At 43.6% G+C, this 26650-nt stretch carries 24 protein-coding genes and 1 tRNA gene; 19 read left to right on the forward strand and 6 right to left on the reverse strand.

Annotated features, from left to right (window positions below; all coding sequences use genetic code 11):
• Positions 1-4: 4 nt before the first annotated feature.
• The 5 genes from GVN16_RS02795 to GVN16_RS02815 all read left to right on the forward strand — a co-directional run bounded on the left by GVN16_RS02795 (position 5) and on the right by GVN16_RS02815 (position 6594).
• Positions 5-565, forward strand: coding sequence for a Crp/Fnr family transcriptional regulator (locus GVN16_RS02795; RefSeq protein ID WP_166562305.1), 561 nt, complete (start codon positions 5-7; stop codon positions 563-565).
• 69 nt (positions 566-634) lie between these two features.
• Positions 635-1105 carry a hypothetical protein gene (locus GVN16_RS02800; protein WP_166562306.1) on the forward strand — a complete coding sequence of 157 codons (471 nt, stop codon included), beginning with the start codon at positions 635-637 and terminating at the stop codon, positions 1103-1105.
• On the forward strand, positions 1095-2132 hold the full coding sequence (locus GVN16_RS02805) for an efflux RND transporter periplasmic adaptor subunit (RefSeq protein WP_166562307.1): 1038 nt from the start codon (positions 1095-1097) through the stop codon (positions 2130-2132). Before GVN16_RS02800 ends, GVN16_RS02805 begins: the two co-directional genes overlap by 11 nt.
• 36 nt (positions 2133-2168) lie before the next feature.
• A complete protein-coding gene (locus GVN16_RS02810) occupies positions 2169-5237 on the forward strand; it encodes an efflux RND transporter permease subunit (RefSeq protein ID WP_166562308.1) in 3069 nt (1022 codons plus the stop codon).
• A 7-nt stretch (positions 5238-5244) separates the two neighbouring features.
• Positions 5245-6594 (forward strand): TolC family protein, encoded by a 1350-nt coding sequence (locus tag GVN16_RS02815; protein WP_166562309.1) that lies wholly within the window; start codon positions 5245-5247, stop codon positions 6592-6594.
• Between the two features lie 55 nt (positions 6595-6649).
• Here GVN16_RS02815 and uvrB read toward each other — a convergent pair whose 3' ends face one another.
• The 3 genes from uvrB to GVN16_RS02830 form a co-directional block, all read right to left on the reverse strand.
• On the reverse strand, positions 6650-8674 hold the full coding sequence (uvrB, locus tag GVN16_RS02820) for an excinuclease ABC subunit UvrB (protein ID WP_166562310.1): 2025 nt from the start codon (positions 8672-8674) through the stop codon (positions 6650-6652).
• A 187-nt stretch (positions 8675-8861) separates the two neighbouring features.
• Complete coding sequence (locus GVN16_RS02825) at positions 8862-9500, reverse strand: class I SAM-dependent methyltransferase (RefSeq protein WP_166562311.1); 639 nt, start codon at positions 9498-9500, stop codon at positions 8862-8864.
• Complete coding sequence (locus GVN16_RS02830) at positions 9490-11457, reverse strand: site-specific recombinase (RefSeq protein ID WP_166562312.1); 1968 nt, start codon at positions 11455-11457, stop codon at positions 9490-9492. The genes GVN16_RS02825 and GVN16_RS02830 overlap by 11 nt, the downstream gene beginning before the upstream one ends.
• Before the next feature lie 499 nt (positions 11458-11956).
• Here GVN16_RS02830 and GVN16_RS02835 point away from each other — a divergent pair, with 499 nt between their 5' ends.
• Positions 11957-12508, forward strand: a complete 552-nt coding sequence (locus GVN16_RS02835) for a hypothetical protein (RefSeq protein WP_166562313.1) — start codon at positions 11957-11959, stop codon at positions 12506-12508.
• A 112-nt stretch (positions 12509-12620) separates the two neighbouring features.
• On the opposite strand, the gene GVN16_RS02840 is transcribed toward GVN16_RS02835, so the two are convergent.
• Positions 12621-13916 carry an aspartyl protease family protein gene (locus tag GVN16_RS02840; protein ID WP_166562314.1) on the reverse strand — a complete coding sequence of 432 codons (1296 nt, stop codon included), beginning with the start codon at positions 13914-13916 and terminating at the stop codon, positions 12621-12623.
• Positions 13917-14072: 156 nt separating this feature from the next.
• Between GVN16_RS02840 and rlmN the strand changes: the two genes are divergently transcribed.
• From rlmN to GVN16_RS02860, 4 genes are all read left to right on the forward strand, one after another.
• Positions 14073-15116: a 23S rRNA (adenine(2503)-C(2))-methyltransferase RlmN gene (gene rlmN, locus GVN16_RS02845; RefSeq protein ID WP_310587407.1), complete on the forward strand. Its 1044-nt coding sequence runs from the start codon at positions 14073-14075 to the stop codon at positions 15114-15116.
• A gap of 69 nt (positions 15117-15185) precedes the next feature.
• Positions 15186-16259 carry a hypothetical protein gene (locus GVN16_RS02850; protein WP_166562315.1) on the forward strand — a complete coding sequence of 358 codons (1074 nt, stop codon included), beginning with the start codon at positions 15186-15188 and terminating at the stop codon, positions 16257-16259.
• Positions 16260-16435: 176 nt separating this feature from the next.
• Positions 16436-17854 (forward strand): inorganic phosphate transporter, encoded by a 1419-nt coding sequence (locus GVN16_RS02855; protein ID WP_166562316.1) that lies wholly within the window; start codon positions 16436-16438, stop codon positions 17852-17854.
• Positions 17855-17931: 77 nt separating this feature from the next.
• Positions 17932-18489, forward strand: a complete 558-nt coding sequence (locus tag GVN16_RS02860) for a hypothetical protein (RefSeq protein ID WP_166562317.1) — start codon at positions 17932-17934, stop codon at positions 18487-18489.
• 233 nt (positions 18490-18722) lie between these two features.
• Here the strand turns inward: GVN16_RS02860 and pdxH are convergent, their stop codons facing one another.
• Positions 18723-19367 (reverse strand): pyridoxamine 5'-phosphate oxidase, encoded by a 645-nt coding sequence (pdxH, locus tag GVN16_RS02865; protein ID WP_166562318.1) that lies wholly within the window; start codon positions 19365-19367, stop codon positions 18723-18725.
• Between the two features lie 78 nt (positions 19368-19445).
• Between pdxH and GVN16_RS02870 the strand changes: the two genes are divergently transcribed.
• Both GVN16_RS02870 and GVN16_RS02875 read left to right on the forward strand, forming a co-directional pair.
• Positions 19446-21527 (forward strand): DUF349 domain-containing protein, encoded by a 2082-nt coding sequence (locus GVN16_RS02870; protein ID WP_166562319.1) that lies wholly within the window; start codon positions 19446-19448, stop codon positions 21525-21527.
• A gap of 154 nt (positions 21528-21681) precedes the next feature.
• Positions 21682-21754: transfer RNA gene (locus tag GVN16_RS02875), tRNA-Thr, on the forward strand.
• Between the two features lie 235 nt (positions 21755-21989).
• Here the strand turns inward: GVN16_RS02875 and GVN16_RS02880 are convergent.
• Positions 21990-23081: a cellulase family glycosylhydrolase gene (locus GVN16_RS02880; protein WP_166562320.1), complete on the reverse strand. Its 1092-nt coding sequence runs from the start codon at positions 23079-23081 to the stop codon at positions 21990-21992.
• Between the two features lie 404 nt (positions 23082-23485).
• Between GVN16_RS02880 and GVN16_RS02885 the strand changes: the two genes are divergently transcribed.
• From GVN16_RS02885 to GVN16_RS02910, 7 genes are all read left to right on the forward strand, one after another.
• Entirely contained in the window at positions 23486-23971 is a 486-nt protein-coding gene (locus GVN16_RS02885) for a MarR family winged helix-turn-helix transcriptional regulator (RefSeq protein WP_166562321.1), read from the forward strand.
• Positions 23952-24452, forward strand: coding sequence for a transposase (locus GVN16_RS02890; protein ID WP_166562322.1), 501 nt, complete (start codon positions 23952-23954; stop codon positions 24450-24452). Before GVN16_RS02885 ends, GVN16_RS02890 begins: the two co-directional genes overlap by 20 nt.
• Before the next feature lie 318 nt (positions 24453-24770).
• Entirely contained in the window at positions 24771-25004 is a 234-nt protein-coding gene (locus tag GVN16_RS26270) for a type II toxin-antitoxin system RelE/ParE family toxin (RefSeq protein WP_310587408.1), read from the forward strand.
• Positions 24949-25158: a type II toxin-antitoxin system RelE/ParE family toxin gene (locus GVN16_RS02895; RefSeq protein WP_255490208.1), complete on the forward strand. Its 210-nt coding sequence runs from the start codon at positions 24949-24951 to the stop codon at positions 25156-25158. The genes GVN16_RS26270 and GVN16_RS02895 overlap by 56 nt, the downstream gene beginning before the upstream one ends.
• Positions 25142-25444 carry a helix-turn-helix domain-containing protein gene (locus GVN16_RS02900; protein WP_166562323.1) on the forward strand — a complete coding sequence of 101 codons (303 nt, stop codon included), beginning with the start codon at positions 25142-25144 and terminating at the stop codon, positions 25442-25444. Before GVN16_RS02895 ends, GVN16_RS02900 begins: the two co-directional genes overlap by 17 nt.
• Positions 25445-26017, forward strand: a complete 573-nt coding sequence (locus tag GVN16_RS02905; RefSeq protein WP_166562324.1) for a Crp/Fnr family transcriptional regulator — start codon at positions 25445-25447, stop codon at positions 26015-26017.
• A gap of 69 nt (positions 26018-26086) precedes the next feature.
• Positions 26087-26608: a DinB family protein gene (locus tag GVN16_RS02910; RefSeq protein ID WP_166562325.1), complete on the forward strand. Its 522-nt coding sequence runs from the start codon at positions 26087-26089 to the stop codon at positions 26606-26608.
• Positions 26609-26650 lie beyond the last annotated feature (42 nt).

Consider the following 26650-nt stretch of genomic DNA (forward strand, 5'->3'; position numbering starts at 1 on the left):
ATATATGGAATTGATCAGTTTTATCCGGCAGCATGTACAACTTCCTTCTGAAATGGAGGCGGCTCTTGACCACGCCTTTAAAAGAGAAGAACATCCGAAGCACCATAAATTACTGCAGCCCGACAACTGGTCCAAGAAAGTATGTTTTGTGGAACAGGGCCTGGTCAGGACCTATTACTTAAAAGACGGCAAGGATATTACACATCATTTCTTTCCTGAAAATGCCTTCAATATGCCCATTGAAAGTATTTTTTACGGCCACACTTCGCCTTACGGAGTGGAGTTGCTTGAAAACAGCGTGGTCAGGACCATCAACTACCCGGATGTGGAGAAATACTTCGGGCAGTCTTCAGAGCTTGAGAAATTCATCCGTTTCCTGCTGATTGACGTCCTCAAATCTTTCTCCGACAGGCTGTATGCCCTGCAGTTTCAGTCGGCACAGGAACGCTACAAAACCATGATCGACAACTACCCCAACATCTTGTTAAGGGCCCCGTTGGGCAATGTTGCCTCCTACCTGGGCATCACCCAGGAAACCCTGAGCCGCATCAGGGCCGCCCGTTGATTTTTTGATATAGATCAAAAGAGCTCTCTTCAGAAGACCGGAACTTTGCATTGTCAAACAGATACAACAATGCAGAACCAGACATACCATTACATTTTTATTTGCGATGAAAGCAGTATTGATACGGCTTTTTATCAGCTAAAAGACAAACTCCGCGAAAACCGGGACCATCACGTTTCCCTGGTTTATGCCGTTGCAGAAAGTCATTTTCTGTTTAAAAGAGAATTAAAGACCCTCAAAGAGCACTTCTATCAGCAATTACAGGTATTTACCGAAACCATCGCCGAAGCTTTTCCAGCCTATATCCGCCAGGAAACCATAGAGGTGATTCTCAATGAAAACACCCGTGATCACATTTATATCGGCATCAGGGGTATCGAAGATTTTACTTTTTCTGTCAGGCAGCAACTGGAATTTCTCGGCATTGGAGAAAGTAACGGGCTGGTAACGCTTTTTGATATAGATCAAAATAAAAGAAAAACACACGTAGCAATTTTGCAGCATCAAATTGAATTAAACAACAGAGACAATGATAACTAAGAAAATTTATCCCCTGATCATTACTGCCGCTGTGCTGAGTGCCTGCGGATCCAAAAAAGAAGAAAAGACTGCTGAAATACAAGCCGTTCCGGTGGTAACAGAACAGGCTCAGAAGACCACTTCAAAACACGAAATCTCCATCAGCGGAAACATCGAAGGGCATAAGACCGTTCGCCTGGGTTTTATGGTGGCCGGAAAAATCAACTACATTGCAGCAGCTGAAGGGCAACTGGTCAGCAAAGGGCAGCTCCTCTCGAGTCTTGACCCGGCCAGTTACAACATCGCCCATGAAATGGCTGAGATCCAGGTTAACCAGGTGCAGGACGAATACAACCGCCTGAAAATCATGAAAGACAGGAACAGTCTGAGTGAAAGCGATTTTTCGAAGGTCAGTTTCGGACTACAGCAGGCTAAAACCCAGCAAAAACTACAGGATAAAAACCTGGCCGACACCAAACTGTATTCCCCGATAAGCGGTGTATTACTTAAAAAACTGGCTGAAACCGGGGAAATTACCGGTATAGGCACTCCCCTTTTTGTGGTTTCAGATATCAGGACCGTTAAAGTAAACGCCTTTATTCCGGAAAGTGAACTGCATCACATCAAACTCGGGCAGCAGGCTACGGTTTTGATTTCTTCTTTAAACGACACTTTCACAGGCAGGGTAACCGAAGTAGGTTCTGCCGCTGATGTAACATCCAGGGCCTTTACCATTAAAATAGAATTACCGAACCCGAAACTCCTGATCCGTCCCGGTATGATCGCAGAAGTAAAAGTAAGCTCAGACCAAAGCAGGGAAGTACTTACCCTGCCGGCAGACGCGGTACTCAGAGACAGCGACAACCAGAGTTATGTCTATGTGGTAGATCCCAGGCAAAACAAGGCTTTCAAACGTAAAATCAGCATCGGTCAGCTGATCAACAACCAGATCGAAATCATGTCCGGGCTGTCGGAAAGCGAAGTGGTGGTAACCGGCGGACAGCACAAGCTGGATGACGCCACACCCGTTACCATTTCTCAAAAATAAGCCAACGGATTTTATCCATTCCTAAATCATACCGTTATGAATTTTGTCAAAGCATCATTAAAATATAAACAGGTCACTTTATCTGTGCTGTTGCTGGTTTTTGCCATCGGGGTAAACTCGCTGCTCAACATGCCGAGAAGAGAGGACCCGAAAATCACGGTCCGTCTGGGGCTTGTGATGGCTTACTACCCCGGAGCCAATTCGGCACAGGTGGAAGACCAGGTCACAAAAAAACTCGAACAATACCTTTTCCAGTTTGAAGAAGTCCGTAAAGATAAAACTTACTCCACCACGCAGGATGGTATGGTGGTCATCAATGTGGAACTGGGCGAAAAGGTCAAAAATCCGGATATTTTCTGGAGTAAACTCCGTCATGAGCTGATGCTCGCTAAAAACCTTGACCTGCCTGCAGGTGTGAGGGGCCCCATCGTCAACTCAGATTTCGGTGATACGGAAGCCCTGGTTATCGGTATTGAAGGCAAAAATGCAGATTATGCACAACTGAAAGAATATACCCAGAAACTGGAAGACCACCTGAGAACCATCAAATCGGTTTCAAAAATCAAGAGAGTGGGTGAACAGAAAGAGCAGATCACCATCACTTCCAACTCTGAAAAACTGTCCCAGTATGGCGTCAGTTTACAAAGGGTCGTGCAGGTATTGCAATCGCAAAACTCGATTGGTCCGACCGGCGAAATCAAAACAAAAAACAGTAAAACACCGCTCTACACTTCAGGATATTACAATACAGAAAATGAAATAGCCAGCCAGATCGTCGATGCCAGCAAAAGCGGGGCCATCGTCAGGCTGGGCGATGTGGCCTCGATCAACAGGACCTATGCCGAGCCCAAAAGCAAGATTTCGGTCAACGGCAACAATGCGATGATCCTGACCGTACAGATGCAGGAAGGAAACAACATCGTTAAATTCGGAGAGGAAGTGCAGCAGAAAATCAGCGAAGTATCGCAACTGCTGCCGGGTGATGTTAAACTGACGACCGTTGTGAACCAGCCCAAGCTGGTGGATGAGAACATCTCACACTTTATCAAAGAGTTTTTCCTGGCGATTATTTCGGTGGTGATTGTGGTCATCCTGCTTTTGCCCATGAGGATTGCCGCCGTGGCTGCCATGGCCATTCCGATGACAGTGGCCGTTACTTTTGCACTTTTACACGCTTTCGGCATAGAACTGCACCAGGTTTCACTGGCCGCGTTGATAGTGGTGCTGGGCATGGTGGTTGACGATGCGATTGTGATTGCGGACAATTACGTGGAATTGCTCGACGAAGGGGTTGACCGCTGGACAGCCGCCTGGAGAAGTGCCACAGACCTGGTGATTCCGGTCCTGGCTGCCACTGTGACCATCATCGCCTCGTTTATGCCGATGGTGATCCTGACCGGTTCAGTGGGTGAGTTTATCCATGCCCTGCCTATTACAGTAGCCATTGCCCTGGCGGCCTCGTTCATTGTAGCGATGATCCTAACGCCTCTGTTGTGTTATACCTTCATCAAAAAAGGCCTTCATGACCATTCGGATGAAGAAAAGAAAAAGAAAACGTCTCTGCTCGACCTGATGCAGAACGGGTATAATAACTTACTGGACTGGTGTGTAAAACATTCAAAACTGACCATCGGAATCAGTATCCTCACCATCGCTCTGGCCGGTTTGATGTACACCCAGGTAAAACAGAAGTTCTTCCCGGCGGCCGAACGCAACCAGTTTGTCGTAGAGTTATGGATGCCGACCGGGACCCGTCTTGAAAAAACAGAACAGGCCATTCAGAAAGTGGAACAATTGGTCAAAAACGACAAAAGGGTTACTTCTTATGCTACCTTTATTGGCACCAGTGCTCCGAGGTTTTACTATAACTTCTCGCCTGAAGTGCCTGTAAGTAACTATGCCCAGATCCTGATCAACACCACGGACGAAAAAACAACGGAGTCTTTTGCAGAAGAACTGTCAGAAAAAACAGGAAATCTTATCCCGGAAGGAACGCCACAGGTAAAACTGATGCAGCAAGGCTCCCCGCTGAAAGCAGAAGTGGAAGTCAGGATTATCGGTGAAAATATCGATAAATTAAAACAACTGAGTACACAGGTACAGAACATTCTGAAAAAAGCCCATGGCAGCACGCTGGTGCGGAATGACTTTAAGGAGGATTATTACGGCATCAGTATCCAGCTCAAAGACGAAGCCAACAGACTGGGTTTTACCACCGAAAGCATTTCAAAAATGGTCTATACCGGATTCAGCGGGGCCCCGGTCTCAACGATGTATGAAGGCAATAACCCGGTAGACCTGGTATTGAGACTGGATGAGAAAAACCGCCAGACTTCAGATGACCTGGAAAATATTTACCTGGCCTCACCGGCTACCGGAGCCAGTGTACCTTTAAGACAGATTGCCGACCTGGTACCTGAATGGCAGACCGGCAAGATCGTGCATCGCAATGGGGTCAGAACGCTGACTGTCCAGAGCGAAACGAAAGACGGTGTACTGCCTGCAGAGTTATTAAAAGAAATCCAGCCGGAAGTAGCTAAAATTCAGCTTCCTGCAGGCTACAGAATAGAATATGGCGGGGAATATGCCAACAAAAAAGAGACTTTCAGCCAGATGATCACGGTGCTGGTCATCAGCCTGGTGTTGATTTTCTTTATTCTTTTGTTCCAGTTCAGGAATCTCAAAGAAGCGACCCTGGTGATGTTTACCATCCCGCTGAGCCTGTTCGGAGCCATTCTCGGCTTACTCATTACCCATAACAATTTCGGTTTCACGGCCTTCGTCGGGCTGGTCAGTTTATCAGGCATTGTCGTGAGAAACGCCATCATCCTGATCGATTACACCAATGAACTGCTTCACAAAGGCATGGATATCCCTACCGCTGCGGTAGAAGCAGGAAAACGACGTCTGAGACCTATTTTCCTGACCGCCATGGCTGCAGCGATAGGTGTCTTGCCGATGATTATTTCTGGTTCACCGATGTGGAGTCCCCTGGCCAGTGTACTGGCGGTGGGTGTCATCTGGTCTATGGTCATGGCCCTGCTCACCGTTCCGGTGCTTTATATCGCCATTGTTAAACCGAAAGACAAATTGCAGCATAATTAATACCATCATGAAAAGTCTTAAAAACATAAAAACAAGCTGGACCATCATCCTAACCCTAGGTGCCATCATTCCCGGATTTGCCCAGCAGTCTGAGCCGGTAAGCCTGCAAAAGGCCATTGACCTGGCTCTGACAAACAACCAGCTGATCAACATCAGGAAAATGCAGATCGAAGAAAAACAGGCCAAAGTAGCGGAAGACAAGATCAGAAAATATCCGGCAGTCAGCCTGAGCTCTACTTATCAATACAGCCAGAACCTGGGAAAACTCGTGGTACCGCAGGGTTCCTTCGGTTCACTTCCCCTGAGTCCTGAAAACACCATTGCCCTGCCTGGTGAAGAAAAAGTATTTGAACTGGGTAAACATAATAATTTCAATGCAGGGATATCCGTCTATCAGCCCTTGTCGCAACTCGACAAAATCAAAACAGGTGTAGCCGTTTCTGAAACAGAGGTAAACATAGCCGGACAGGAAAAAGTAAAAGTATCTCTTCAGATCAGACAGGCTGTTGAAAGGCTGTATTATGGTCTGCTGATCAATCAGAAACAAAAAGAAGAGGCTTTGTCTAAAATAGAACTGAGCAAACTCAGGATATATGACGTGGAAAGTGCCTTATTGTCCGGTAAAACCATCAACATCAGCAAGGCCGGGCTGCTGGCCTCCATAGCCGATGAAGAGCAAAACCTGCTTAAACTCAGCATTCAGGCAGAAGATTATACAGAAGACCTCAAACTGCTGACAGGGATCAAAGCCAATGAACTCATCCTGGAACCCGTCAGCTTAAATTCTGATCAATACCTGCCGGCAGAGACTTATAAAAGCATGGCAGCTTCGCATAACCCCGAACTGAAGATCGCATCGCTGACGCAGACCAAAGCAGAATATGGCATAAAAGCCGCCCGGCTTAGTAACAGGCCCGACTTCGGATTGATTGCCGGGTACAGTTTCCAGACCGGGAATAATCTTTTCCCTGCTCACAATCCGTTCATCGGGGCATCTTTAAAATGGAACATCCAGGACATTTTTTCCAATAAAGAAGTATTGAAACAAAGGCAGTTGAACCTGCAGCAAGCCCGCGAAAACGCAGACTACACCAAAGACCAGGTAAATAGCAGCATAGATAAAACGTACAGAAAACTGGCCCATGCCACAGAGCTGATCAGTGTGGCTCAAAAAGCCCTGGATTACAGGAAAGAAGAATTAAAACTTCAAAATGACAAAAAAGAAGCGGGTCTGAATATTGAAACGGACATTCTGAACACCAAAGCACTGATAGCCAAAGCCGAATCTGACCTGCTTTCAGCCCAGCTGAATTTCCGTCTTTCCCTTTCGGACCTCAAAATGCTGACAGGAGAATAACAAAAAAGTCCGGAATGCAGCAATACATTCCGGACTTTTCATTCAAACAGAGGTATTAAACCAGCTCTTCAATTTTATCTTTCAGTTGTTTCATTTCATCCCTGAACCTGGCGGCTTGCAGGAAGTCAAGTTCTTTCGCTGCCTGCTCCATCTTGCTCTTCGTTTCTTTCATTAATTTCTCCAGCTGAGGCTTGCTCATGTAAGCCACCACAGGATCCGCCGCAATTCTCGGGGTTTCCGGTTCCACATAATAGCCCTTGGTAGTCGGTTTAAAATCAGCCACGGAAGTTTGTTCCATGATGGCCTCCTTGCTTTTGAGAATGGTTTTCGGGGTAATGCCATGCTCCTCATTATAGGCTATCTGGATAACCCTTCTCCGGTTGGTTTCGTCAATGGCTTTTTCCATGGAGCCCGTGATCCGGTCGGCATACATGATCACTTTACCGTTCTCGTTCCTGGCAGCACGTCCGATGGTTTGTATCAGCGAACGGATATCCCTCAGGAAACCTTCTTTATCAGCGTCCATGATGGCTACTAATGACACCTCCGGTAAATCAAGTCCTTCTCTCAGCAAATTGACCCCTACCAATACATCTATAACCCCTAACCTCAGTTCCCTCAGAATCTCCACCCTTTCCATCGTCTTGACTTCCGAGTGAATGTACCTTCCCTTGATACCGACCCTGTCCAGGTATTTACTGAGTTCTTCTGCCATACGCTTGGTCAGGGTAGTCACCAGCACCCTTTCATTTTTCTTGATGCGGTCATTGATTTCTTCCAGCAGATCGTCTATCTGGTTCAGACTTGGCCGTACATCAATCTCAGGATCAAGCAGACCAGTCGGACGGATAATCTGCTCTACCACCACTCCTTCTGCCAGCCTGATTTCATAATCGGAAGGCGTCGCACTCACAAAAATGGTCTGTGGGGTCATTTCTTCAAATTCAGCAAAAGTCAGCGGGCGGTTGTCCATCGCCGAAGGCAAACGGAAACCATACTCCACCAAAGCTGATTTACGGGAGCGGTCACCGCCATACATGGCCCTGATCTGCGGCATGCTGACATGGCTTTCGTCTACCACCAGGAGGAAATCGTCCTGGAAATAATCGAGCAGACAGAAAGGACGCTGTCCCGGCTGGCGTTTATCAAAATACCGCGAATAATTTTCTATACCCGAACAATAGCCCAGCTCACGCATCATTTCCAGGTCAAACTCGGTTCTTTCCTGGATCCGCTGGGCTTCTATCAATTTTCCTTCACTTTCAAAATACCGGATCTGGGCTACCATGTCATCCTGGATTTCTTTCATGGCTTCAAACATGACGTCTTTCCCGGTTACAAACAGGTTGGCCGGGAAAATAACGATTTTGCTCTCCGAACTGATTTTTTTACCCGATTGAGGTTCTATTTTCTGGATTTCTTCAATCTCATCGCCCCAGAATACGATCCGGTAAGCAAAATCGGCAGAGCCGGGATAAATATCTACGGTATCACCCTTCACCCGGAATGTCCCGCGGTTAAATTCCACTTCTGTCCTGGAATATAAAATAGAAACAAGCTTGTACAGAAACTGATTCCTGCTGACGGTCTCTCCCACCGCAGCTTTGATGATGCTTTGTTTGAATTCATTGGGATTTCCCGCACCGTAAATACAGGAAACAGAGGCCACCACAATCACGTCTCTCCGGCCCGACATCAAAGCCGCCACCGTCGAAAGCCTCAGTTTATCTATTTCCTGATTGATCATCAGGTCTTTTTCTATATAAGTATTCGTAGAAGCAATGAAGGCTTCCGGCTGATAGTAATCATAGTAAGAAATGAAGTACTCAATGGCGTTTTCAGGAAAAAACTGTTTGAATTCCCCGTAAAGCTGGGCCGCCAGGGTTTTGTTGTGACTCAGGATCAGCACCGGTCTGTCCAGTTTCTGTATTACGTTCGCGACCGTAAATGTCTTTCCCGAACCCGTTACCCCGAGCAATACATTGGACCGTTCCCCTGCTTCAATCGCATGAATCAACTGCTCAATAGCCTGAGGTTGATCTCCGGTAGGCTTATAATCTGAAATTAGCTTAAATGACATGTGAGAAGTTTTTCTGTTTACAAATCTAACAACAAATTGCCAGGATTAATTTGTTTTGGTATGAAAGCTATTTTTTTGAGCATCAGGTCCTCCGGCCTGAAGGCCGGAGCAAAGAACGTGGGGGGCTTCGGCCGGCCTGAAGGTCAGGCCGGGGGCAGGCTTTTTCCTTTACGTACTTCTTTCCTCCTTATTCCTTTCTCCCTTCATAAAACACCAATGTCCCGAACAAGGTATTTTTATAACCCACCATTTCCACCGGCCAGAAACCTGCTTCAGTGATATAATCCGGCAGTTTCCCGGCCACATTATCAGAAGTAGTGTGAAAATTATCCACGAGCTGGACCAGGAAAAACAAAAACCGCATCAGGAAATTTGCAGGTTTGCCCCAGTCCGCGATGATCATCAGTCCTCCCGGCTTCAGAATCCTGTACAACTCGCTGAAGCCCTGTTGCTTTTGTGCCTTGTCAAGATGATGAAAAACCCAGCTGGAGGCTACTTTGTCAAAATAATGATCCGGAAAAGGTAACCTTTCTCCGGCTCCAAGAATGAGTTGTGAATTTCCCAGGTTTTTCTTCCGGGCTATTTCTAAAATTACAGGGTCTACATCATACCCGTATGCTTTTACTTCCGGGTTTGTTGACGACAAAATCTCAAGCAATGTCCCCGTTCCGCATCCGAAATCCAGTACATGCTCATTATCTTTCAGGTTTAACAGGTCAATTACCTTTCGTTTTACCAGGCTTTCGGGCATCAGCCACCTGATCACCCGGTCATAATAAGGGGTCAGGAAATGATATTTCAAAGCCGGTATGTATTTATTCTCCATCCGTCTGCGGCTTTTGTTTCCCGCTTTTTTTGAGATCGCCTACCGGGTAAAAGAAAGTGCCTCCATTCTGAAAAAACTGGCCGAAAAGTTTTGAAAACAACTGCTTGATTTCTGCAAAACCCGTATTTCTCGAATTTAAAGCGATCATGATGGAAAGCCCGAAACTGACGATCACATTCACCAGCCCGATCAGGGCAATACCCACCAGGGAATTGACCCAAAAATAAGTTGATACTTCATGTTCAAGACTCGCCACCGCTATGCCGAAATTACCGGAAGCAAACGTGACGTGACGAATATCCAGGGGCAAGCCCAATGTAAAGCCAATGGCCGCCGTACAACCCAGAAACAACCCTAGAAAGAAATTTCCGGTTAAGCCGCCGATGTTATTTTCAAGATAAACCCCGGCTTTTTCAAGCTTTCTTTTACCGAAAATGCTGATAAGCGTTTTATTTCCCACAATCCTGGGATACATTTTATTGTAAATCCATTTGTTCTCATAATATCCCGAGATCAGGCCGGAAACCATCAGGTAAATACCCGCAATACCCGCATGAAACAAGGCATAACTCTCTGTAGGATTGAGGTCATTGATCATTTTCAAAGCTTTTTCCGCGTTTACAATATGCCTTCCGTTGGCGTAAAAATAGACCCAGTCCAGAAAATAGGCCACCGGGAAAGCAATGAGGGCATTGCCGAGCAAAGAAATAAACTGGCTCCGTATCTGACGCGTCAGCAGTTTGGTCGACTGGCTCAGCCAGTCCGGGTTCTCACCATTATTACTCAGGCTTGCGGCTATCGTCGAGGCCGTCATGGCCGGCTGTTTGGTGGCTAAGGTAAAATGAAGCACGTGAATAAGTATAAAACCAACCGAATAATTCAGACTGTAGAAAAATGCCTCCCAAAACAAGGGAAAGTGCTGAAGGGCTATCCGGGATTTAAAGCAACAGAGAAAAGCCACCACCACTCCCCCGCCCAGGGCCATCCTGAAGAGTTTCCAGTATTCCTTTTGGTTGGTAGCGATATAATGCTCCCCGGTTTTTGAAGTATTTTCAACGATTTTGAAGGATAAAAACTGAAGATTGGTAGAAAAGTGCTTTCTCAGACTGTATTTGGTGTTTTGTGTGTACACCACTTCTTTCAGTATTTTGGCTGAGATCAGGGCCCGGCCGTTCGTGTCCGGAGCTTCGATCCATTCGATCAGGTCGCGAATCCTGGTCAGGTAATTTTCCAGTTTGCGTATCATCAGCGTCATCCTCAGGGATATACCGAAATGGTCCTTGTGTTTGTAAAGATATCCCATCTGGTTTCTGCATTGTCCCAGCATCACCAGGATGTGCTTATAGTCGTTTTCCCTGGCTGCAGTTTCGATTTCAGGTTGGTGAAGCAGTTTTTCAACGTACATGGTTACTTCCCTGTTCAAACCCAGAAACGGAGAATCAAGATCATCCAGATGAGGGATTTTCGAGATTACTTCCCTTTCAATGCCGATCGAGGCAATTTTCTGGGCCAGCACCACAATGGTATTCAGAATTTCCTTTTCAATGTATTTCTCCTGAACCGGAAGGTCCGGCCACTTTAAAGAAGTAAAAAACTGAGCCCACTCTTCATCCGGGATTTCCCGGACCCATTTGTAATCATCTTTTTTATTGAAGTAGAAATTGAGGTCGGTCACCAGCTCATCGTCTTCACTGACAGGCGGCAGCAACTTATAGGACAGTTTGGAAAAAGCCTCTGAAAAAATCCCGACATTGTCCCCAAAACCGGATTCTGAAAGTAGGCTGACAAATTTTTTCTGATGCACGATAGAGAAAATCTGTTCTGCCAAAAGTTCATTTTCACGTTCATCAACTACTATCTCCCTGAAACGACCGGCATCTGTTTTCTCCGGCGATTTCATCGAAATTCTCAATATCTCAATCAAATTCTTTAAAAAATCTATTCTTGGTAAAAACATAGAATCAGTGTTATTAAAATACATGGCTTAATTAAGCAACAAGCAGCTCAGAAGACAAATTCAGATCAGTAGCCGGATGACAAATATATGCCAGTTTAAAGAAAAATGCCCGGAATAACAAATCACAAACCTTCAAACCGGCTTATCCGGACAATATTTAATGAATACTTAAAGAAAGATTCATGAATAATCCAATGGACACAGGCCTGAAGACCTGACCAAATAAACCCTTAAGGTCTGAACAAATAAAAAGAGAGAAAGGCCTGAAGGCCGCTCAACTCCGTGACGACTTATTCAAGTCTTAAGAAATAAAAATGACGGCTAAAAAACTGATAACCAAGGCCCTGAAAAATATCGCCCCTTTTTCGCAAACCGCCGGAGCTTTCTCCTTTCATCTTTTTCCTTTCCTCCTTTCTCCTTTCCTCCTTTCTCCTTTCTCCACAATTAAGTATATTTACCAACGGAATAATTTCCCGAACCCTTTAAAGCCATTAAAACTATGTTCAACCGAACCTCAGGTTTCTTTTACAGAAACGCTACGGGACGCAATGTCCTTATTTTTGTCATCCTGCAAATGCTCATCTCAGCCGTTGTTTTACCCAGACTCCAGGATTCTTTCGACCCCGAACGCACCAAAGGCCTCATGGATCTTTCTGTAGGCTTTACTCCCGACCGGGGTTATGAGATCATTGATTCTTACGGAGCTGAAGGACGTAAATCCTACCTGCTGGGTGAAATCATCATCGATGTCATTTACCCGATCATTTACAGCATTGCATTTACCTTACTGGTCAGCTTTATCTTTAAAAAGGCCTTCAGTCCGGGACAATGGATTTATAAACTGAACTTTTTGCCCCTATTTTGTGCTCTTTTTGATTTCATCGAAAACGCCGGTATCGTCAGAATGCTGACTGTTTTCCCGGCCAGGGCAGACCTGGCCGCTCAGCTGGCTTCCGGTGCCGGGCTGATGAAATGGACATTTACAGGCATTACGATACTGCTCTTCCTGACCGGGCTCATAGCCTGGGCCATCAAAGGCATCAGGAAATAACCAAAAAAGTGCCTGGTCGTTTCCTTCCAGGCACTTCTCATTAGTTTTCATCTTCACCCCCATCAGACCCGGGCATTTCCTTTCGAGGAATGCAAATCCTGTAAACCGGATTTTAAATCACCCTTTTCAATCTGAAATAGGCAAATTTAAGCTGGCCATTTCTGCGTAAAAACATCTCAATTTCTTTTCCTTCTTTTTTCGACAATATTTTAAAAATATCATTGATAGTAAGGTCTTTGGTATTTACATTATTAAGAAAAATAATTTCATCTCCTTCCATAATCCCCGCCATCTGGGCCTGTGAGCCCGGCACAACGTAGGTAATCATATAGGTTTTCAGACCGTCTCCCTTCGCCCTTACCTCTATCCCGCTCATGTCGTGCTCAAAAGATTCGTTAAACTTGTTTTTCAGCGGTTTGAAAGCAATATAACCCAAATGATAATTCATGGTCACCTTAAATCTCCTGAGAAACTCACCTCCCACACTCCCCTGACGGTTATCATCTGTACTCTGAAATTTCATGCTGAACGAAATGCTGTCAGGAAACGAGGCCAGTACGTCATTAAAGTGATATTTACCCATCGTCACCTTGTTTACCCTCCCGATATGCCCGTTGATGCTGCCATTAAGCCCCCTCCCCAGGTTAGCCCTGATGACCTTGTCGGGCAGCTGCACCGCACTATGCTCTGTACTGTTAGTATTGGTGTTCAGCAGCAATGCGTGCCCGGCCCCGGTATCAATCACCAGCCTGAGCGGCACATCCTTGTCATTCTGCACCATTCCGATGGCGTCCATATAAGGTTTGGACTGGGTCACCACAATCGGGTATTTCTCTCCCATCTTGGAGTTAAACTTGAATTTTGCAGGCTCATAAAAGAACAGGTTCTTGGAGCCGAAGTCCATCGTGATCACAAACCTTTCAAAAAGGTCATGACCGAAAATACCGTGTACCGGAATCCCCATGTATTCCGAAAGCCGCAATATGTCTTCGTCAAGCACAACAAGATTCTGTTTAAACGCCTTGATATCACCCATTTCAACGGTATGGTTGATAGACACACCCGCTGTCAGGGCATCGCCTTCGCCAGCCCCGCTGATCTTCACCTGCCTGACATATTTCAGGTTCATTTTTTCGGCGATGACCGGGTCCGTAATAATGATAGAACTCACCCCTGTATCCAGGATAAAATTAAGGGTGTCGGAATTATCTATCTTGACCTTTACCACAATAAGGTTGGAAAAGAGGTCAAAGGGAAACTTGGCTGTCTTCTGCCGTTTGTTCTTAAAATTGAATCCGAAAGAATCCTGTACGGGATTTCTTTTCGGAACCTGTTGCCCGGACGAAGACAACAAACAGGTGACTGTAAGCGTCACACTGACTACAAATATCTTCAGATAGGGATTCATGACTTCGTAAGTATAACTTTTACATGAAATATACAATTATTTATCAGAAAAACCAAACTTTTCCGTGATTAGTTTTAGATATTTCATCTAAATTTATAAAAAATTTGAGTTCCGGCCATAAATGACGAATTTTGTATCTGAAATATTCTTTATAAGGTGAGCAACACAAAAACAGATATCAGGAAGATAAGCTTGGATCAGTTGAAAAACTGGTTGTCAGAACATAAGCAGCCTTCCTTCAGGGCCAAACAAATATGGGAATGGCTCTGGCAAAAATCAGCAACCGACTTTGATCAGATGACCAATCTCTCGCTTCAGGTGAGGGAAGAACTCAAGGCAGATTTCAATATACTTCCGGTTAAAATAGATAAACAACAGATCAGCAGCGACAGGACCATAAAGTCCGGTTTCAGGCTTCACGACGGGCACCTTGTAGAAGGCGTCCTCATTCCTACCGACGACCGGATGACCGCCTGTGTTTCTTCGCAGGTCGGCTGCTCGCTTACCTGTAAATTCTGTGCTACCGGATACATGAACCGGGAGCGTAACCTGGACGCCGCTGAAATATATGACCAGGTGGTCCTGATCAAAAAACAGGCAGAGGAATATTACCAGGCACCGCTTACCAATATTGTCTATATGGGCATGGGCGAGCCCCTGCTTAATTATCAGAGCGTACTTGAGTCGGTCGACTACATCACTTCGCCTGCCGGGTTGAACTGGTCGCCGAAAAGGATCACCGTTTCGACCGCCGGAATCGCCAAAATGATCAGGAAACTGGGAGACGATGAAGTGAAATTCAACCTGGCCCTGTCGCTGCATGCCGCCAATGACATCAAAAGAAACCAGATCATGCCGATCAATGAGTCCAATACGCTCAAAAACCTTTCATCGGCCCTGAATTACTTCTACAAAAAAACCGGGAATAAAATTACGTTTGAATACATCGTTTTCCACGGATTTAATGATACCCTGCAGGACGCCAAAGAGCTTTGGGAATTCTGTAAAAGGATACCGTCAAAGGTCAATATCATTGAATATAACCCTATTGCCGAAGCTAATTACGTCAACGCCGACCCTGAAGCGATAGATAAATTCGCTAAATTCCTGGAAGACCATAACGTGACCGTCAACATCAGAAGGAGCCGCGGAAAAGACATTGATGCTGCCTGCGGACAGCTGGCCATCAAGGAAAACTGACTAAAGAAAAGCCGTCTTGGTAGCTAATTTTTAGGCCTATAGGGGTAAGTCATTTATATAACTTTTTATATGTTTACCGAAGAATCAATACGCGAGATTTATTCAAAAAATGTAGTAGGCATTCTCCCTTTCTTGGATGAAGATGAAAAAGTATCCATATCGAAAGATTTATCCTCATCCGTAAATCACAAAAATCTCTTTGTCGAATATTTTCAATTCTGTCATATTGATCTCAACAACTTTACAAACCTTTGGAATCATCCAGATTTAAAGGTTTATTTTTCAGACAAGAACAATTCACCCAAAGCATGGAAATTAGGGCCTAGTCCTCTTTTTGTTAGAATAAACAAACCGTTAATAGAAGAAATTTATAGTCTTATTGAGGCATGGGATTTCCTTATCGCCGACCACGGAAGGTATCTTGGTTTTGAATGCAATTTACACACAATTAATGCCCCCTTTAATGTTAAACAAATACTAAAAGAAGTTGTTAATAAGTTTATATTTTTTCATGAAAAATGTCATTTATATCATTTACAAAACCTATCAGTATTTAACAAAGATGGATTGTGTTTATCTACAGATGACCCAGCGAAATTTGACCAACAAAGACATGCGATTGAGCTAAATGCAGATGAGTTTGCCGTTTATATGTTATTGGACCATATTCATCAGCTATATATAATACCATTACAAAAAAGAACTGACCTTCGTCAGAGAGTTAACTATGTTTTATGTTTGTCCGTAGCAGCAATAGCTATTCTATTTGCTTTGATCATTCAGTCCAAGATGAAAAACAATATAGGATTTTATATTTCTGAATGGAAATATCCACACCCAATAACTAGAATTTATGCTATAGTTAGGAGAATAGTCCATGAATATAATTCGAATCTTGAACATCTATTCGGAAAAGGTACAACTGAAAGCAACTTCAATGAACTCGAAACGCTTGATCAAGTTTTGAAAATATGTACTGCAATAACCGAAAATCATGTTTCTTTTAATATATTCGATGAGTTTTACAGCATAACAATTCCGCAAGAAGGCAATATTATTGATTATTTAAATTCGATATATGAGTATTCTAAGGATAAAGACTTTATTTTCAAAAGACCTGTAAGAGGGCAAGCTATGTTTTGATCGCACTATACCTCGATCCTAAGGTTAGAAATTAAAAGGAAATGTGAGCACGAAGATTCAATTTAACAATTTGATAATATTGGATTGTTCGTATTTTAATCCTCCTGAAAAATTATTGTGCGATATTTGCACCGCCAATATGAATGAGTTTTAAGAAATATTAAACCCCAAAATATATGTTTGGTCTTGAATCGGACGTCTTTATTCTTCTCTTTATAGCCCTTTTAGCGGCATGTTGTTTTGAATTTATCAATGGTTTTCACGATACAGCCAACGCGGTAGCCACAGTTATTTATACCAACTCACTGAAACCTACCCAGGCAGTTATCTGGTCAGGTGTCTGGAATTTCCTCGGTGTTATCACCGGTGGTGTGGGGGTCGGAATGAGTATTGTCAACCTGCTGCCCGTCGAACTGCTCATTGACCAGAACGTCTATCACAGCATAGCCATGGTCATGGCCATGCTGACCAGTGCCATCATCTGGAACTTCGGCACATGGTATTTCGGCTTGCCTTCTTCCAGTTCCCATACCCTGATCGGTGCCATCCTGGGTGTTGGATTAGGATATGCCCTGCTTCCTGAAAATACCATGGGGGTAACGGCCGTCAACTGGGACAAAGCCAAAAGTGTCTTTACCGGCCTTTTCCTCGCCCCTCTCCTTGGTTTTACCATGGCTGTGGTACTGATGTTCGTTCTGAGAAGAACAGTGAACAGGAAAATGAGAACTGAGATTTTCTCAGAGCCAAAGAAGAACCAGGAACCACCGGTGTGGATCAGGGGAATCCTGATTGCCACCTGTACGCTCGTGAGTTTCTTTCACGGCAAAAACGACGGACAAAAAGGAATCGGGCTCGTGATGCTGATCCTGATCGGAGTATTGCCTTCTTACTTTGCGATCACTTCATCCAAAGATCTTCCGAAAATCAAACCTGATCTTGCCAGAATTGAGCAGATCGTTTATAAAATTGATACCGTCGGCCTGGGTGTGGCAGAAAAGAACCTGATCACTGACATCAAAGAAAGTATTGTTTACCTGCAGCCTTCTGTTAACGGAACTGCCTCCGACACTATTTCCAAACTTCATGTGAGAAGTGCCATCCTTAAAATCTCAAGCGACGTTAAAAAGATTTCTTCTGATGAGACCGTAAAAATCAGCCAGGAGGACAGAAATACACTGGATGCCTTAGCTACAAAAGAAGAAAAAGGGATCAGGAAAGCAACTGACTTTGCTCCTTTCTGGGTAATCCTGATGATCTCTCTTTCGCTGGGCTTAGGTACCATGATCGGATGGAAAAGAATTGTGGTCACTGTAGGTGAGAAAATCGGGAAGACCCACCTTACCTATGCTCAGGGAGCTTCTGCCGAGCTGGTTGCCGCTGCCACTATCGGTCTGGCCTCAGGATTCGGTCTGCCGGTGAGTACAACACATACCTTATCGTCAGGTATTGCCGGTTCTATGGTCGCTTCAAAAGGGATCAAGAACCTACAGGCTAATACCATCAGGAACATCGGGATTGCCTGGGTACTTACCCTACCGGTTTCGGTAATTTTATCTGCAATTTTATTTTTATTCTTTAGGTGGATAATGGGATAGTCATTATTTTAGAGGATTAATATAAATTTCGTCCCGGAGTGATAACATTCCGGGACGATTCTTAAACCAATCATCTGATGATCAAATACCTCTTAGCCGGTTCACTATTTCTTATTAGCCTGGTTTCATCCGCTCAAATCACAAAAGACACGACGACTGCAGTCAAAGACACGGTGAAGGCCGTTCCTGCCCCTGTTCTGAAGAAACTGGCCTACCAGATCAATATTCCCGCCAAATGGAAAATCAAGGAAGGTTGTATAGAAACTGACTGCAGCTTACTTTCCCAGGCCGATACGCTTTCAGCCACTTTCGATAAATTCACGGAAAACATCAACATCGTTTATCAGCCCCTGCCTTCTAAAAACTACACCGTAGAGCAGTATGTGGAATACTCCAGAAAATACTTACCCTCAGTGGTTAAAGGGTTTAAGGTACATGAAAAAAAGAAAATCAAACCCAATGCCTGGATGATGGTCTACAGCGGCGAAAAAAGCGGGTATTTCCAGACCTGGAGACAATATTACTATGTCAAAAATGCGAAGGTATATATTGTTACTTTCGCTGCCGAAACGCCTAAATATGAGTACTTCCTGCCATTCGTAACCGAAAGCCTCAATTCATTTAAGTTGTTGTAAAACATGACATCGCATAAAAAGCAAAGCCCGCGACCAAGGTCACGGGCTTTGCTTTTATCGAAAATACCTGGAACAGACATTGTATGCCACGCCTTTACCCAAGCTATGCCATCCAAATCACTCCCGCCCGAGCAAAACTCAGACCAGGCAGGCAATCACTCATCCAATCATTCCCGTCCGAGCAAAGCTCAGGCCGGGCAGGCATTCATTCACTCAATCACTCAACATTCCCATCAAGGACTCAACCTCTCAATTTTCCAGGCGGCCCCGTCATGGCTGAACAGCAACCTGTCGTGCAGCCTGTTAGGCCTTCCCTGCCAGAACTCTATCTTCTCTGGTCTCACCAGGTAACCACCCCAATGCGGCGGACGCGGAATCACTTCCATATCCTTGAACTTGGCTTCAAAATAGTCCAGCTTTTCCTGCAGCACTTCGCGGGTTTCGACCACCGAACTCTGGTTGCTCACCCAGGCACCGATCTGGCTTCCCCGGGGTCTTGACCAGTAATATTCATCGGAATCTTTTTCACTGACTTTTTCTACCGTTCCCTCAACCCTCACCTGCCTTTCGAGGATGTCCCAGAAAAAATTCAGACTCACAAACGGAGTCTCGGCCATCTGAATTCCCTTATCACTCAGATAATTAGTATAGAAAACGAAGCCTTCTGAATCGAAGCCTTTCAACAAAACCACCCTTGATGACGGCTTATTATCCTCAATGGTCGACAAAACCATGGCATTGGGTTCTCTAATTCCGGAATCTTTAGCATCTTTGAACCAAATTTCGAATTGCCGGACCGGATCGTTGAAAACATTTTTTTCCAGTAATTCGTTAGTAACATAATTGATCCTGAGATCAGCGACGGAAGCTTTATTCATAATTAACAACCTTTTGGTAGTTTTTTGCGTATAATTGTTAAATTTGCAAGATCTTTTTTGCTAACAAAATAATCTCGAATGACTGAGCCGAACTTAGACTTGACTGAAAACAACACCGACATTAATGAAAGCGGTGACGAAACGAATGTTTCGGGACAATCTATTTCTTTAAACCCAAATTTTGATAGTGAAGATGCACCTTCCACTGCAGTAGCATCCGGTAATGACACACCAAAAGAAGATTTAAGTGGACAAATATCAAATGAAAAAAGCGAAGAAAAAATGATTGAGATCAAAAACGAAGAAAAAGCTGTAGAAAGTCCGGTTTCAGAAGAAATACGGGACGAAAACGAAATCCACGAAATCGAAGTTGAAAGTGTAGAAACAGATTTTCACGAAGACTTCGGTTCCTTTGCCAAAAAGGATTTCGTGAACCTTGCAGAAAAGATGCTGGCATCACTGAGTTCAAGGGAACTGAGTATCTCCGACCTGAAGAATATTGATTCGGTTCTGAAGGAGATCAAGCCCTTGTATGAAGAATTGCACCAGAACGAGAAGAACGAAGCCAAAAAAGCGTATGTCGCTGAAAATGGCTCCGAAGAAGGCTTCGAGTTCAAAAATGACAACTTTTCTATTCGTTTCGAATCGCTCCTCATTCAGATCAGAGATAAAAAACAGTCATTCTTCCATAAATTAGAGCAGCAAAGAGAAGATTATTTCGAGATCAAAACCAAACTTCTGCAAAAACTCCGCGAAATTGTAGACATTGAAGACAAGGGGGTTCATGTAAAAGACAACTGGGAAGCTTTCAAACAGGTACAATCTGACTGGAAAGCCGCCGGAAACGTAAATTCTCCGCATAACGGAACTTTATGGTCGGCTTATAATGCCCTGGTTGACAGGTATTTCGATATCAGAAGCATCCAGAACGAACTGAAAGACCTTGATCGTAAGAAAAATATAGAAAACAAAGCCGTTGTGGTGGCTAAAATCGAGGCCATCGCTGAAAAGCTGAAAACCGAAGACCTGACCAATTCTGTTTTGAAAAGAGCCAACGACCTGCTGAATGAATACAAGCAGATCGGTCCGGGCATCAGAGATGAGCAGGAAGCACTCTGGACCAGGCTGAAGAGCTCATTCGACGTTATTTATGAGAAAAAACGCGAACTGAACACTGAAAACAAGCAGCTGTCTGAAGAAATATTCGGAGCCAAAGCACGTCTGCTGGAAAACCTGAAGCCTTTCACAGAATTCAAAAGCGACAGCATCAATGAATGGAATGCCAGGACCAAAGAAGTAATGGCCATTCAGGACCAGTGGAACGCGATCAAAGGCCCGATGCCGAGAGATCGTGCCAAAGAGATCAGTAAAGACTTCTGGGCCTATCTGAAGCAGTTCTTTAAGCACAAAACGGAGTTCTTCTCGAAACTGGAAGCTCAGAGGGTTCAGAATTTCAAAGCTAAAGAAGCCCTTTGTATCCAGGTGGACGAAATACTGGCCAGCAACGACACTTCGGCAGCCAATACCAACAAGATCATTGATCTTCAGAAAAAGTGGAAAACCATCGGTCATGTACCTGAGAAATACAAAGACTCTTTATACAACCGCTTTAAAGCCTCTTGCGACAAGTATTTCGAAGCCAAGAGAACGGAGAGCAAGGATCAGGACAATGAGTACGCCGTTAACCTGAAGAAAAAACAGGATATCTGTGACGAAATTGAAAAACTGACCAAAAAAGGAGAAGCAGACCTTTCGAAACTGACAGAATACAAAAAAGCTTTTGCTGCCATCGGTTTTGTGCCGCGTAAAGACATGCAGAATATTCAGTCAAGGTTTGTAGCGGCCATCAACGAGTTCGTGAAAGCCAGCACCAGTCTGAACAAATCTGAAAAAGAAAAACTGATGCTTCAAAACGAAGTCGAAGTGGTATTGAAATCAGGTGGCGGTTCTAAAAACCTGGACAAACAGGAAAACGACCTTCGCCGTAAGATAAAAGGACTGGAAGACGAAATTGCTTTGTTGAAAAACAACATCGAATTCTTTGGCAATTCTAAAAATGCAGACAAGTTCAAAGCCGAGTATGAACAAAAAATCAGCAAAGCCGAAGTTGAATTAAAAGAACTGGGCAACAAGCTGAAATTAATTATCGAGGCTTCATAAAATTAACGGATACGTACTCTCCTGATTATCAGCGGAGAGTACGTAATCCTTGCAAAAAGGCTCAGGCAGGCAGAAAAAAAGTTAAAAAATATTTTCAAAAACGCTTGCATCGTGTAATTCTGAGGCCTAATTTTGCACCACCAAAATAAGGAACGCCTCCTTAGCTCAGCTGGTAGAGCAACTGATTTGTAATCAGTAGGTCATTGGTTCGATCCCGATAGGAGGCTCAAGAGTCACAGAAATGTGACTCTTTTTTTTGTGCCTGTTTTTAAATATTCCGCTCACAAAGGATCAATGAACAAACCCGCGATCAGGCAAAAAAAGTCTCCACTAAAAACTTAATGGAGACTTTGATCTTGGTTTCATTCATTTTAAATACTAATGAAACCAAATGCGTAGAATATAATCCAGGATAAATGTTTACCATCACCGCACTGACCAACAGGCAGCCCTCAAAACACTTTATTTCTCCTTCGTTAAACTCTTTATGAGATTCACTTCCTCTTCCCTGTAAACCGTTCCGTCTTTTCTGAAGATGTCATGAAACCAGTCTTTAGGCTCAGCTCCGTCCGGCATCGGGTTGTTCCAGGCGTAAATGGTGTTGGTTTTACCCGCTACCAGACCCCAGTTGATGGCACCTACATTTTGTTTCTTCAGCAGAGGCATGATATTCGAAAAATTACTGCCGCGGGTACGGGCCATGTATTCGGTGCATATAAGCGGACGTCCGTGACTTTTAAGCAACTGGATGGTCTTTTCATGAGACACTTCATCAGAATAATCATGATAAGTAATGATATCCGAATTAAGAGCCTGAAAAGCGTTTAATTTTTCCAGATTCCATGCCCATAGACCTACACTCAAAGGCTGATCAGGACTCACGTCCCTTCCCCAACTGAATACCTTTTTTACCAGGTTAAGAGACTTGTCACCTTTTTTTGTATTACCCGGCTCATTATACAAGTCCCACAGCAGTATGCGTTTGTCGTGGGCAAAAGTATTCAATATATCTTTGACGTAAACTTCCAGTGAAGCAAACTGCTTTTCGTCTTTCACTTCATCTACACCCGGATCCTGTGCCCAACCTGAATTATGAATGCCAGTTTTCGGCACAGGTTGTTTTCCGGCTTTAGGGTCGGGATTCCAGCAGTCGTCAAAAAAAACGAAAATAGTCTGAATATGATGTTTGTCAGCTATCTTCAGGTATTCACTCACCCTTGATTTAAATCCTTTCGGATCAGCCGCGTAAGCAACACTGTGTAAAAAAACCCGCATGGTATTAAAGCCAATCCCTTCCGCATACCCCAGCTCCCGGTCGATAGTTTGGGGATCAAAAGTTTCTGCCTGCCACATTTCCAGTTGATTGATGGCACTGCTTGGTATAAAATTGGCTCCGGTCATCCATTTATGCTCAGCATACCAGGCATTTGCCTTTTCTACCGACCAGATTTTACCTTTAGGCTCCGGCTTCTTTGAGGTTTGTGCAACGGAAACCGTTACAATAAGGGTTAAAACAAGTACAAGTGCAGAACGGAAAATTTTTACTGTCATCATTTAATAAGGTTATTTTGGTTTTACAATATTGATCTCCCCGTTTTTATCCCATGAACAACAGAGCAAAAAACGTGTAAATCGAAACAAATGTAGAAGAAACCACTTCCTTGTTGAATACTTATTTTATTGTAAAAGTGAAATTTTTTAAAAGAATTCTTCATAAAGTTAAACAAACCTTATCCTGAAGACATTTTCGAGAATTTGCAAGTGTTTGCACAAATGAAGAAAATATCACGGGATTTGGCATAAAAACCAAACAAAAAGCAGACAAAATGAAAATTTCACGAGCCTTACCATATTTCTTCATGCAATACGGACAATTCATTTACTATTCCTTTTTTAATTTCAATCAATTATTTATCTTTGTAACTAAGATATTTAGAATCTAAATTATATTTTTTCCAATGTCCGGTTCTTCAGATCAGCAGCAGATTCAAACCGTCACCGAAATGGGGCGGCAATTTTCGGACGTCACTATCCTGATGCATGAAGCCATTGCAAGGAAGGCCGGACTATCCGGAACGGACCACAAATACCTGGGCATCATGATCCAAAACGGTGCCATGACAGCCGGAGAGTTGTCCAGGCTGACAGGATTGACCACAGGGGCCGTTACGGGCCTCATAGACCGACTGGAAAAGAAACAGCTGGCCCGCAGGGAATTCGACAAAGACGATCGCAGAAAAATCATTATTGTGCCGGACATCCAAAACGCCATGAAGCTGGTCGGCGAACCATTCAGAGAACTCCAAACCAAAATGGTCAGCCTGATTTCCAGCCTGAGTGAGCAGGAGAGGGAAATTATTGAAAAATATATGCAGTCAGCCATGCTGATTATGAAAGACGTAACCAAAAATCTGAATAAAGCCCATGAACACGATAACCGCTAATTACCTGTCAAGAGCCGAAACCTGGCTTTTCATTACCATTCTCATCTATTTCCTGATGAACGGTGCCCAGGTGTTTGAAACTGCCGTGATTGTCCCTAAATGGACTTCATCACCTCCTGACTCATTTCAATTATTTAAAAATCCTTATGGCCTTGACCTGAAAACATTCTGGATTGTTATACACTCTCTTCATGAAGTCACTTTTATCATCGCCATTGCATTTTGCTGGAAGATTGATTTTGCCAGAAACTGGCTGCTGATCCTTTTCGCGATACACTTCGCGGTCAGGGTATGGACGCTGGCCTACTTTGCCCCTAACATCATTGAGTTTCAAAAAATAGCCAACAGTGCATCCTCAGGCGTAGAACTGATGAAAAGAGTTTCGCTGTGGAAAACACTGAATTACATCAGAGTGGGTGTATTTATAGCAGTTTCTATAGGCCTTATTCCTTTGCTGTTTAAGTTATTGAAATTGAAATAATACCAGGATTCAGACGGACCCGTTTGAGGAAATGAGACAGCTAAGCACTATATCATAAAACACCACATCCGGAAACAGGGAACAGCATTCCGGGATGCGAATTATATTTTTACATAGACAACATACAGATTGAGTTTGACAACGCCCTGACCGCCGGATCCAAACTGGTAAGCCCCGTCGAAGACAGAAACTGGGGCTACAAAGCCTGCTATTTGTCCAACCCGGACGGACATATTCCGGCTTTTGAGGAGAGAATTGATAATTGAAAAAATATTCAAAATAGTTGCACTTTAGTGCAACTATTTATACCTTTACTTCGTGAACGGAGAAACCAAACAACGGAAAATAATATTTTATAAGGACTATTTCAAAGAGTTCTTCATAAAACAACGTGAAAACATAAAAGAGAAAATCATCTGGACATTAGAACTGATCGAAGAGCTCCCCAAAATACCTCAAAGTTATTTAAAACACATCGAAGGCACAAACGGCTTATTTGAGATCAGAATACAATTTGGAAGCGATGTATTTCGAATATTTTGTTTTTTTTGACCATGGCAAATTGATTGTATTAGCGAACGGGTTTCAAAAAAAGGATCAAAAAACACCTAAAAAAGAAATCGAAAAAGCATTAAAAATAAAAGATGAATACGAAAAAGAAATAGTAAAACTCAGGAAAGTAAAAAGTCATGAACAAAAAAAATAATACAATAACACTTCAGGAATTCAAAGACCAGCATTATGGCAAACCCGGCACAAAAAAAAGGGATAAACTTGATGCGGGATATGAAAATTTTAAAATCGGGGCCATGATTCATGAAGCAAGGCTCGAAAGAGGACTAACCCAGGAAGAATTAGCCGAAAAAGCAGGAACTACAAAATCTTACATTTCAAAAATTGAGAACAACATAAAGGAGGTCAGAATATCCACCTTAAAGAAAATAGTGGAACTGGGGTTAGAAGGGCATTTACACCTTTCTATTAAACTATAAATGGAAGCAATCAGACAAACCCTCATCTCTCTATTTAATCTCACAGAAGAAGAAGCTGACACCTTCCTTTCGGCCTTTGTCAGGATCGAAATGAAGAAAAAAGAAGTGTTTGTCGAAGAAGGGAAAGTCTGCCATAAAGTGGGCTTAATTGAAAAAGGACTCATGCTGTGTGTCTATCAAAAAGACGGAAACGAGATCATCGACGAATTTGCTTTCGAAAACAGCTTTATCACAAATTACTACAGCTTTCTGACTCACACGCCATCGACCAAAGAAATCAGATGCCTTGAAGACACTATTCTTCACGTAGTTTCAAGAGAACAACTGAATGAACTGGCAGCTGAACATCCTTTTATTGCCCGTATGAGCGGCTTGATGAATGAAAAGTTGTTTATCAGAGCTCATGAAAGAATAAGCTCCTTGCTGCTCGACTCAGCCGAAGAAAGATACATGAAACTCATCAGACAGAGGCCAGATTTAACCCAACGCCTGCCTCAATACCTCATTGCTTCTTATCTGAATTTAAAACCGGAAACCATCAGCAGGATCCGTAAAAAAATCAGTGATCATTAATTTATTGATCCAGGTCAACCACCAGATAATTTCCCTTCCATAGATTTGCTTCATAAATCAAAAAAACAAATGAACCAGATCGATATACTTCTGAAACAAACAAAAGATGCCTACGAATGGGTGAATAAACTCGTCAACTCTGCTCCGATGGAAAAATGGGAGGAAATTCCGGAAATTGTCGAATCCAGTATCAGCTGGCAAACCGGCCACCTCATCGTCAGCTTTTATTATCATACCATCATGGTTATTAAAGGACACCAGATGGACATTCTTCAGCAGATGCCCATGAAGCTATACAGCGACCTTTTCACCAACGGCAAACCCCGGGAGGCTGCCGGAAAAATCACTGCTTCAGACCTACTCAGCCACCTGCAACTGATGCAGCAGAAATCCCTGTCCATCATTGAATCCCTGGATGAAAAAGAACTGGAAAAACCCCTGGAGCCTACGCCTGTTCCCCACCCTATTGCTCGCACGAAAGGAGAAGCTTTAGACTGGAACATCAAACACACCATGTACCATTGCGGGCAGATAGGCATCCTGACCCGGATTCTCGGCAAACGCTTCGATTTTGGTTTAAAAAGGGCTTAACAGAGAAAAAAACATGCAAAAAAGTATGGATTAAAAATATTT

This window comes from Emticicia sp. CRIBPO (assembly GCF_009905725.1).
GTDB lineage: Bacteria > Bacteroidota > Bacteroidia > Cytophagales > Spirosomataceae > Leadbetterella.